At 70.0% G+C, this 9,823-nt stretch carries 8 protein-coding genes and 1 pseudogene; 5 read left to right on the forward strand and 4 right to left on the reverse strand.

Annotated features, from left to right (window positions below):
- Together DQP58_RS24165 and DQP58_RS24170 are read right to left on the reverse strand one after the other, a co-directional pair.
- The coding region (locus tag DQP58_RS24165) for a sensor histidine kinase (RefSeq protein WP_133259429.1) at window positions 1-1,969 on the reverse strand (1,969 nt) is incomplete at its 3' end.
- Between the two features lie 248 nt (window positions 1,970-2,217).
- Entirely contained in the window at window positions 2,218-2,823 is a 606-nt protein-coding gene (locus DQP58_RS24170) for a class I SAM-dependent methyltransferase (protein ID WP_112710656.1), read from the reverse strand.
- Between the two features lie 18 nt (window positions 2,824-2,841).
- On the opposite strand from DQP58_RS24170, the gene DQP58_RS24175 reads away from it, so the two are divergent.
- Both DQP58_RS24175 and DQP58_RS24180 read left to right on the forward strand, forming a co-directional pair.
- The gene (locus DQP58_RS24175; RefSeq protein WP_112710657.1) at window positions 2,842-3,306 is read left to right on the forward strand and encodes a tRNA (cytidine(34)-2'-O)-methyltransferase; all 465 of its coding nucleotides are present in this window, start codon (window positions 2,842-2,844) and stop codon (window positions 3,304-3,306) included.
- A gap of 30 nt (window positions 3,307-3,336) precedes the next feature.
- Window positions 3,337-3,663, forward strand: a complete 327-nt coding sequence (locus tag DQP58_RS24180; RefSeq protein ID WP_112710658.1) for a YciI family protein — start codon at window positions 3,337-3,339, stop codon at window positions 3,661-3,663.
- A 1-nt stretch (window position 3,664) separates the two neighbouring features.
- Here DQP58_RS24180 and DQP58_RS24185 read toward each other — a convergent pair whose 3' ends face one another.
- Window positions 3,665-4,309, reverse strand: coding sequence for a nitroreductase family protein (locus tag DQP58_RS24185; RefSeq protein WP_112710659.1), 645 nt, complete (start codon window positions 4,307-4,309; stop codon window positions 3,665-3,667).
- Between the two features lie 22 nt (window positions 4,310-4,331).
- Here DQP58_RS24185 and DQP58_RS24190 point away from each other — a divergent pair, with 22 nt between their 5' ends.
- The gene (locus DQP58_RS24190; RefSeq protein ID WP_112710662.1) at window positions 4,332-4,748 is read left to right on the forward strand and encodes a TIGR03667 family PPOX class F420-dependent oxidoreductase; all 417 of its coding nucleotides are present in this window, start codon (window positions 4,332-4,334) and stop codon (window positions 4,746-4,748) included.
- 56 nt (window positions 4,749-4,804) lie between these two features.
- Here the strand turns inward: DQP58_RS24190 and DQP58_RS24195 are convergent, their stop codons facing one another.
- Window positions 4,805-8,128 carry an error-prone DNA polymerase gene (locus DQP58_RS24195; protein WP_112710660.1) on the reverse strand — a complete coding sequence of 1,108 codons (3,324 nt, stop codon included), beginning with the start codon at window positions 8,126-8,128 and terminating at the stop codon, window positions 4,805-4,807.
- A 168-nt stretch (window positions 8,129-8,296) separates the two neighbouring features.
- Between DQP58_RS24195 and DQP58_RS24200 the strand changes: the two genes are divergently transcribed.
- Entirely contained in the window at window positions 8,297-9,634 is a 1,338-nt protein-coding gene (locus DQP58_RS24200; protein ID WP_112710661.1) for a wax ester/triacylglycerol synthase domain-containing protein, read from the forward strand.
- Window positions 9,635-9,674: 40 nt separating this feature from the next.
- Window positions 9,675-9,823, forward strand: a pseudogene (locus DQP58_RS27515) (trehalose-phosphatase); the annotation flags it as partial.

The raw sequence follows: 9,823 nt of genomic DNA on the forward strand, positions 1-9,823 counted from the left end.
GCAGAACACCGCGATCTTGGCCAGCAGATAGGCGGTGGTGGACGGCCGACCCGGCCAGCACCGTCGGCGGCAGGTAGATCTCGGCGGTGGTGCCGGAGCCCGACTCGTTGGCCGCCGGGCCGCGCAGGCCGACCCGGATGCCGTGCCGGGCCGCGATCCGGCCGACCACGAAGAGACCCATGTGCCGGGCGTTGTCGGGGCTGACGTCGCCCCCGGCCTGCAGCCGCATGTTGGCCATCCGCCGGTCGGTGTCGTTCATTCCCAGACCGGAGTCGGCGATCCGCACCACGACGCCGCCGTGCGGATCCGACCCGCCGCGCGAGGCCGAGATCCGCGCCGGGCTGGTCGGCGGCGAGTAGCGCAGCGCGTTGTCGATCAGCTCGGCGAACAGGTGGATGGCGCCGCCGGCGGCCGCGCCGATCAGCGAGCATTCGGGCAGCCCGGCGACCTCGACGCGGCGGTAGTCCTCGACCTCGGAGACCGCGGCGTTGATCACCGTGGCCAGCGGCACCGGGTCGCGCTGGTCGCGGGCCAGCTGCGCGCCCGCCAGCACCAGCAGGTTGGCGCTGTTGCGGCGCAGCCGCGCCGCCAGGTGGTCGAGGCGGAACAGGCTGTCCAGGCGGTCGGGGTTGTCCTCGTTGCGTTCCAGCCGGTCGATGAGCGCCAGCTGCTGGTCGACCAGCGAGCGGCTGCGCCGCGACATGGTCTCGAACATGTCGTTGACCAGCAGCCGCAACCGCGCCTCGTCGCCGGCCAGCAGCAGGGCCTGGGTGTGTAGCTCGTCGACCGCATGCGCGACCTGGCCGATCTCCTCGGTGGTGTAGACCGGCAGCGGGGTCGGAATCGGTTCGGGACCACCGGCTTTCACCCGGGCGATCTCTTCCTCGAGATCAGTATGGGCGACTTTGAGCGCGCCGTCGCGCAGGATGCGCAGCGGCCGCACCAGCGCCCGCGCGACCAGCAGCACCACCGCCAATGCGATCACGATCGCGGCCAGCACCAGGACGGCGTCGGTGATCGCGGCCGAGCGGCGCTCGGCGGCCTGGGCGTGCACCGACTTGGTCACCGATGCGGTGGCGTTCTTGATGACCTGGTCCGCGATGTCGTCGGTGGTCTGGATCGAACGCAGCAGGTCGGCGTTGTCGACCAGCACGCTGGCCGGATCGGACATGATCGCCATCCGGCTCACCATCTGCTGTTGCAGCGTCTTGGCCTCCGGCGACCCGGCGCCGAGCACCTCGCTCATCCCGAACAGCGTCGAGGGTTCGGTGCCCGCCAGGGTGGTCATCGAGGTCCGCAGCTGCGGCTCGGGTAGCTCGGCCCCGCGGGTGACCAGGATTTTCTGCATCGTCATCTGGCCGCGGGCGCCCACCGCCCGGCTCAGGCCCTGCGCCTGGGCGCGGATCTTCTCGTCGTCGACGCGCACCGAGGCGTTGATGACGTCCTCGGCGGTCAACAGGATCGGCGCGTAGAGGGTGACCCGCTCCCGCAAACCGAGGGCGGGGTCGGCCGCCTTATTGACCAGCATCTGCCCGCCGTCGAGGAGGTTGGTCACCCCGGAACGGACGTCGGAGTTGACGTCGGTGTCGTCCAGCCTGGACTGCAGTTCGCCCTTGCGCGCCTCGTAGTTCTTCTTGGCGCCGTCGACGTCGCGCCCGGTGGACCCGGCCAGCAGCGCGACGTCGAGCGCGGACATGTATTTGGTGATGACCGGGACGACGTCGGCGCGGGTGGCGGCGAGCCGCAAGCCGGCCGCGTTGGCCATCGCGGCGTTGATGCGCAGCACCCCGAACACCGTCGCCAATGTCAGCGGGACCAGCACGATCGCCAGCACCTTCCAGCCGACCGGCCAGTTGGTCAGCGACCAGGACGGCGGGCGCTTGGCCGGCGCCGCGTCCGCCCCGCCCACCGGCGCGGGCTGGGCGACTTCCGCCTCGGCCGGGTTGGTCGGGCGGGTGAACATGGTCATGTCATCGCGGCCGCACGACCGGCCGCTGCGCTGACGCTGAGCGCTGAAAGAAACGAGAGGCTCATGAAACTTCCTGCTTTATTTCGCCCGCCCCGCGCCAGATAGGCGTGTGCGTGTAGGTGTGGCAATCCGACGAGTATGACAGCCCGCGGCGCGGGCCACCAGAATCGTTACTGAGCAGACAGGTCCCTCCAAGGTGGCGCCGCGCCCGCGCGGTCACCCCTGGCAAACACCGCGAGCGCGCAATCCTAGGCGGGACGAAGCAGCGCGACCAGGAAATCGGAGTCGTCGCGCAACGGCCGCATGTCCCAGGTGGACAGCAGCAGATCAGGCGCGAAGCCGGCGTCGGCCGCGTCGTTGAGGAACACGTCGAAGTCGTAGTCGCGGCCGGCGCCGAAGCCGATCGCGGCGCGGCCGTCGTCGGCGACGTGGGCGCGCAGCCGGCTCAGCACCTGGATGCGGGTGCTGGGCGCCAGGAATGCCATGACGTTGCCGGCGGAGACGATGACGTCGAACGGTTCGGCGATGCCGCGCGACGGCAGGTCAAGCTCGGCCAGGTCGCCGACCAGCCAGCGCGGCCCGGGGTAGTCCTGTTCGGCCGCCTCGATCAGCGCCGGGTCGACGTCCACACCGACCACCCGGTGGCCGACCGTGGCCAGATATCCGCCCAGCCGGCCGGGCCCGCAGCCGGCGTCCAGGATGTGGGCGCCGCGCGGCGCCATCGCGTCGACGAAGCGGGCCTCGCCGGCCAGGTCGTCGCCGGCGCGGGTCATCGCGCGGAAACGCTCGATGTACCACTGCGAATGGCCGGGATCGGCAGCGACCTTCTGCATCCAGATGCTCTGCTCGACCATGCGACCATTATCCCCGTTGTGTTCAAGCTGATGTTTCTGGCGCCGCGGATCCCGCCCAACACCGGCAACGCCATCCGGACGGCGGCGGCGACGGGCTGCGAATTGCATCTGGTCGAGCCGATGGGGTTCGACCTGTCCGAACCCAAGCTGCGGCGGGCCGGACTGGACTACCACGACCTGGCGTCGGTCACGGTGCACGCGTCGCTGGCGGACGCCTGGGCGGCGCTGTCACCGCAGCGGGTGTTCGCCTTCACCGCGCACGCGCCCACGTCGTTCGCCGACGTGCGCTACCGGGCCGGCGATGTGTTGATGTTCGGCCCCGAACCCACCGGGCTGGACGCCGCGACGCTGGCCGACCCGCACATCACCGCGCAGGTACGCATTCCGATGTTGGCGGGCCGGCGCTCGCTGAACCTGTCCAACGCCGCGGCGATCGCGGTCTACGAGGCCTGGCGGCAACACGGCTACGCCGGGGCCCGATGAGTACTCGGCCCCGCGCCAGTCAGCAGTGCTATGGCTACCTTCATCACGATCGGTTACGGAGACGAAGCCGGCTACCGCCGGGCGACCGACGACTGCAAGCGTGCCGCGCACACGCGCGACGACGAACTGCGTGCGGCCGGCGCACTTGTCGGGATTGCCGGAGAACCCGTTGCCGTGCGCAACCCGGACGGCGCCGGCCTGCGGGTCGAGGCCGGGCCGTTTATGAGTTCAGAGCTGCCGATCGCGGGGTTCGCGGTGTTCGAGGCCGACGATCTGGACGCCGCGATCGAGCGGGTAAGTCAAACGCCGTGCGCCGTCGCGCACGGCGTCGTCGAGGTGTGGCCCCTGAACGTATGACTCACCACGTGTTCCAGTGCGTGACCCGGTCGGCGGGCAGCCGCTTGGCCGGGCGGAAGTCGGTGCCCTTGGTGTAGGCGATCGGGAACAGCCCGCCCTGGCTGTAGCGGTCGTTCGGGATGCCCAGGATGTCGGCGACCCGTTGCTCGCCGTCGCGCAGCAGGTGCAGCGTCGTCCAGCACGACCCCAGTCCCCGCGAGCGCAGCGCCAGGCAGAAGCTCCAGACCGCTGGGAACAGCGACGCCCAGAACGACACCCCGCCCAGCGGCGACTTGTCCGGTCGGCCCTCCAGGCAGGGGATCAACAGGACCGGTGCGGAATGCATGTGCTCGGCGAGGTAGGTCGCGGAATCGCGGACCGCGCCCATCCGCTCACCCCGCGTGTCACCCTCGGGGTATTCGGCCCCCGGGGCGCTGAGGTAGCCGCGGGCGTTGGCCAGGTAGACGTCGGCGATCGCCTTCTTCTTCTCGGCGTCCTCGACGAACACCCATTGCCAGCCTTGCGAATTGGAACCGGTGGGCGCCTGCAGCGCCAGTTCGAGGCATTCCGTCAGCACGTCGCGGCCCACCGGCTTGTCGAAGTCGAGACGCTTGCGGACCGAGCGGGTGGTGGTAAGCAGTTCGTCGACGGACAGATTCAGGGTCATGCTTGGAGGTTACATTCGGCTGATGAGCGTCGAACTGACACAAGAGGTTTCCAACAGGCTGCGGTCAGACAACTTCGGATGGCTGACGACCGTCGCCAAATCGGGTCAGCCGGTTCCCCGGCTGGTCTGGTTCTACTTCGACGGCACCAAGCTGACGGTGTACACGTTGCCGCAGGCCGCCAAGGTCGCCCACGTCAAGGCGCACCCCCAAGTCAGCCTCAACCTTGATTCGGACGGAAGCGGCGGCGGCATCATCGTCATCGGCGGGACGGCCACGATCGATGCCACCGACGTCAATTGCCGGGACGACGAACCGTACTGGGCGAAATACCGTGAGCTCGCCGAGCAATTGGAGTCGAACGAGGGCATGTCGATGGATGCATTCAGCACACGGTTGGCGATCACCCCGACCCGAGTCTGGACGACGCCGGGCGGTTAGTCGTCGGCTGAGAGGTCGGCTGGTGCGGATCAGGCCGATTCCACGTGATGGAATTCTTAGCGGAAGTCGCGGGACTTCGAGCCGACCGCCAGGGTGATGCGGCCCAGCCGCTCGGCGACGACGGTGATCGCGCCGCTGGCGTTCTGGACCTGCCCGCGCACCAGCAGCGCCGGCGCCGAGTTCGCCAGCTTGCGATGCCGCGCCCACACCCACGGCGCGCAGAGCACGTTGACCATCCCGGTCTCGTCCTCGAGGTTGATGAACGTGACCCCCTGCGCCGTGCCGGGCCGCTGCCGATGGGTGACCGCGCCGGCGATCAGCACCCGGTCGCCGTCGGGCACCGAGCCCAGCTTCTCGGCGGGTACCACCCCCATCGCGTCCAGGTCGGCCCGCAGGAACTGCGTCGGGTAGCTGTCCGGGGAGACGCCGGTGGCCCACACGTCGGCGGCGGCCAGCTCCAGCTCGCTCATCCCGGGCAGCGCGGGGATGTGCGAGGACGATCCCACCCCGGGCAACCGGCCCGGCCGCTGGGTGGCCGCCGCCCCGGCCGCCCACAACGCCTCGCGCCGGGACATGCCGAAGCAGGCAAAAGCTCCGGCCGTGGCCAGCGCCTCGGTCTGCGGCACACTCAACTGCAGCCGTGCCGTCAGGTCCAGCAGGGAAGCGAACGGGCCGTTGGCTTTTCGCTCCTCGACCAGTCGCTCGGCCAGGTCGTCGCCGATATGGCGGACCGCGCCCAGCCCGAGACGGACTTCGGTGCCCGCGTTTTCGAGGGTGGCGTGCGCCAGGCTGGCGTTGACGCACGCGCCGTGCACCGTCACGCCGTGCCGGCGCGCGTCGGCCACCAGCGACTGCGGCGAGTAGAACCCCATCGGCTGGGCGCGCAGCAGCGCCGCGCAGAACGCCGCCGGGTGGTGCAGCTTGAACCACGACGAGTAGAAGACCAGCGACGCGAAGCTCAGCGCATGGCTTTCCGGGAAGCCGAAATTGGCGAAGGCCTCCAGCTTTTCGTAGGTGCGGTCGATCACCTCGTCGCTGGCGCCGTGCAGCGCGCGCATGCCCTCGTAGAACCGGCCGCGCAGCCGTCGCATGCGTTCGGTCGAGCGCTTGGATCCCATGGCGCGGCGCAACTGATCGGCCTCGGCGGCCGAGAAGCCGGCGCAGTCGACCGCGAGTTGCATCAGCTGCTCCTGAAAGAGCGGTACTCCCAACGTCTTTCGCAGTGCCGGCGCCATGGACGGGTGGTCGTAGATCACCGGCGCCTCCCCGTTGCGCCGTCGGATGTAGGGATGCACCGACCCGCCCTGGATGGGGCCGGGACGGATCAGCGCGACCTCCACCACCAGGTCGTAGAACACCCGCGGCTTCAGCCGTGGCAGGGTGGCCATCTGCGCGCGCGACTCCACCTGGAACACGCCGACGGAATCTGCGCGGGCCAGCATCTCGTACACCGCCGGCTCGGAGAGGTCGAGGCGGGCCAGGTCCACCTCGATCCCCTTGTGCTCGGCCACCAGGTCGATGGCATAGTGCAGCGCCGACAGCATCCCCAGCCCGAGCAGATCGAACTTCACCAAACCGATTGCCGCACAGTCGTCTTTGTCCCACTGCAGGACGCTGCGGTTCTCCATGCGCGCCCACTCCACCGGGCACACGTCGGCGATCGGCCGGTCGCAGATCACCATGCCGCCGGAATGAATGCCCATGTGCCGCGGCAGGTTGCGGATCTGGTTCGCCAGATCGACCACCGGTTCGGGAATGCCCTCGACATCGGGTGCGTCGGCGAGCCCGTTCCAGTGGTTGATCTGCTTGCTCCACGCGTCCTGCTGGCCCTGCGAGAAGCCCAGGGCGCGGGCCATGTCGCGCACCGCGATCTTTCCCCGGTAGGTGATGACGTTGGCGACCTGGGCGGCGTAGTCGCGGCCGTATTTGTCGTAGACGTACTGGATGACCTTTTCGCGCTGGTCGGACTCGATGTCCATGTCGATGTCGGGCGGCCCGTCGCGGGCCGGCGACAGGAAGCGCTCGAACAGCAGCTCGTTGGCCACCGGGTCGACGGCGGTGACACCGAGGGCGTAACAGACCGCGGAGTTGGCCGCCGATCCCCTCCCCTGGCACAGGATGTTGTTCTCCCGGCAGAACCGGGCGATGTCGTGCACCACCAGGAAGTAACCCGGAAACGTCAGGTGGGCAATGACTTTGAGCTCGTGCTCGATCTGGGCATAGGCGCGCGGCGCCTGCTCGGCCGACCCGTAGCGCCGGCGCGCCCCGGCCATGGTCAGCTGCCGCAGCCAGCTGTCCTCGGTGTGCCCGGCGGGCACGTCGAACGGCGGCAGCTGCGGCGCGATGAGCGCCAGCCCGAACGCGCACTGCTCGCCCAGCTCGGCGGCCGCGGTCACCACGTCGGTGCCCCCAAAAGGCACCTGCGCGAACAACCGGGCCATCTCCTCCCCGGAGCGCAGGTGCGAACCGCCCAGCGGGGCCAGCCACCCGGCGGCCGAATCCAGGGACTCCCGCGCCCGGATGGCGCCCATCGCCATGGCCAGCCGGCGCCGCGACGGCCCCGCGAAATGCGCGCCGGTGGTGGCCACGACGCCCACCCCGAAGCGTGGGGCCAGCGCGGCCAGCGCGGCGTTGCGTTCGTCGTCGAGCGGTTGACCGTGATGAGTGAGCTCGATGCTGACCCGGTGCGCACCGAACCGGTCCACCAGGTCGGCCAGCGCCCGCTCGGCCGCCGATGGGCCACCCTCGGAAAGCGCTTGGCGCACATGGCCTTTGCGACAGCCCGTCAGGATGTGCCAGTGTCCGCCGGCGGCCTCGGTCAGCGCGTCGAAATCGTAACGGGGCTTGCCCTTCTCGCCGCCGGCCAGGTGCGCCGCGGCCAGTTGCCGCGACAACCTCCGGTAACCCTCCGTACCGCGGGCCAGCACCAGCAGGTGCGGGCCGGGCGGGTCCGGCACCTCGGTGCGTGCGCTGACCCCGATGTCGCCGCCTTCGCGGCTCTGACGCCCCAAAGACAGTTCGGCGCCGAACACGGTGCGCATGTCGAGCTCGGCCGCCGCTTCGGCGAACCGTACCGCCCCGTACAGGCCGTCGTGATCGGTGAGCGCCAGGGCGCGCAGGTCCAGCCGGGCCGCCTCCTCGACCAGCTCCTCGGGCGTGCTCGCCCCGTCCAAGAAGCTGAACGCCGAATGCGCATGCAGTTCGGCATAGGCGACGGACGAGCGGGACGCCCGGCCGTCATCCGGTGGCCGATACGTCGCGCGCCGGCGCGACAGCGGGCCGTCGGATTCCGGGCCCGCCGACTCCCCGGCATGGCGCGGCTTGCTGTCGAGCACCCGCTCCATTTCCGCCCAGCTCGGCGGCCCGTTAAACCAGCCCACCCGACGAGTATATCGAACTGGTGTTCGATTTAACCGCGGCTCAGTACAACCGTTGTTAAACCGATCGTCAACTCCTAAACAAGGTCTTAACGCCGCGGGCACTACCGCGGATCACGAGCTCCACAAATACTGGTACAAGTTCAAAAAGCGGACACGGCCGGGGGCAGCATGGCGCAGACACTGGACACGGCTTTCCTGCAGGCCCACGATCCGGATCAGCACGCCAGCCTGGCGGTCGGCGCGGTCGCCATCGTCGACGGCACCGCGCCCGATTACGAGCGGCTCAAAAGCCTTCTGGCGGAACGTATCCAGCCCATCGCGCGATGCACCCAGCTGCTGCGGGCCCAGCCGCGCAATCAGGAATGGATCGACTGCCCGGACTTCGACCTGGCCCACCACGTGCGCCGGGTGGCGATTCCCCGCCCCGGCGACGAGGCTGAGCTGTCCCGGGCCATCGCCTACGCGCTGGAACGGCCGCTGGAGTCCGGTCGGCCACCGTGGGAGTGCTGGATCATCGAAGGCCTGACGGGCAACCGGTGGGCGATCCTGATGAAAACCCATCACGGCCTGCTCGACGGCAACCCGGCCGCCCGGCTGATCAGCAGGCTCTGCGACGACGACGCCGATACCTTCGCCAACACCGCCGCGGGCAAGCAGGCTGCGCCATCCACATCCGCCGAACCGGGCTGGGTGGACGCGCTGTGGCGGACCTCGTTGGCCGCCGGCAACCTGACCGGCGCCCTGATTGATGCGCTGTGGCCGGTCGTGCGCACCGACGCGGTGAGCACGCTGCGGCGCTACAGCACCGTGCGGGTGCCGATCGCCGACGTCGACAGTGTCTGCCGCAAGTTCGGGGTGAGCGCGAACGACGTCGCGCTCGCCGCCATCACCGAGGGCTTCCGCACGGCGCTGATCGGCCGCGGCGAACAACCGCGGGCCGACTCGCTGCGCGCCCTGGTGCCGCTGCCGGTCCGCTCGGCCATGCTCTCGCACCTGCCGGTCGAACACGACGACCCGGTGCGGCGGTTGCAGACCGTGCACACCCGGTGGCAGGCCAAGCAGGCCGCCCAGCCCCTGGGCATCGCGGAGTCGGTGCTCGGCTTGCTGCCGAAGGTGTTGCGCAGCAATGTCTTACAGCTGCTCTCCCGCGTGCCGCAGCGGGCCATCGTCACGTTGGCCACCAACGTGCCCGGGCCGCGCCGCCGGCTTCGGGTGATGGGCCAGACGCTGGAACGGCTGCTGCCGATCCCCCCGACCGCCACGGCGCTGCACACCGGCGTCGCGGTGCTGAGCTACGGCGACGAACTGGTCTTCGGGATCACCGCCGAACACGGCGACGCGTTCGACGTCAAGCAGCTGGCCGCCGGCATCGAGCTGGGCATGGCGCGCCTGGTGGCCCTCGGCGACGATTCCGTGCTGCTGTTTACCCGCAAGCGTTCCGCGCGCCGGGTCGCCCGCTCGGTACCGCCGACACATCCGTCGGCGCCGGGGCACTCGCGGCACTGACCCGGCCCCGGGGGCACCGGCCACCGTGAGAAGGTTGGTCATGGGCAAATCGGGGCCGGCCGTCATCGACCCGCGCCGTCATGACGCGGTGCTGTTCGACGCCGACGGCGCGCTCGGCTCGTCGTTGGCCGCGCAACTGCGCGAAATCGGGGTGGGCGCCGCGGTCAGCGCCGACGGCCCGGCGCTGAC

Source organism: Mycobacterium colombiense (assembly GCF_003284975.1).
Lineage (GTDB): Bacteria > Actinomycetota > Actinomycetes > Mycobacteriales > Mycobacteriaceae > Mycobacterium > Mycobacterium europaeum_A.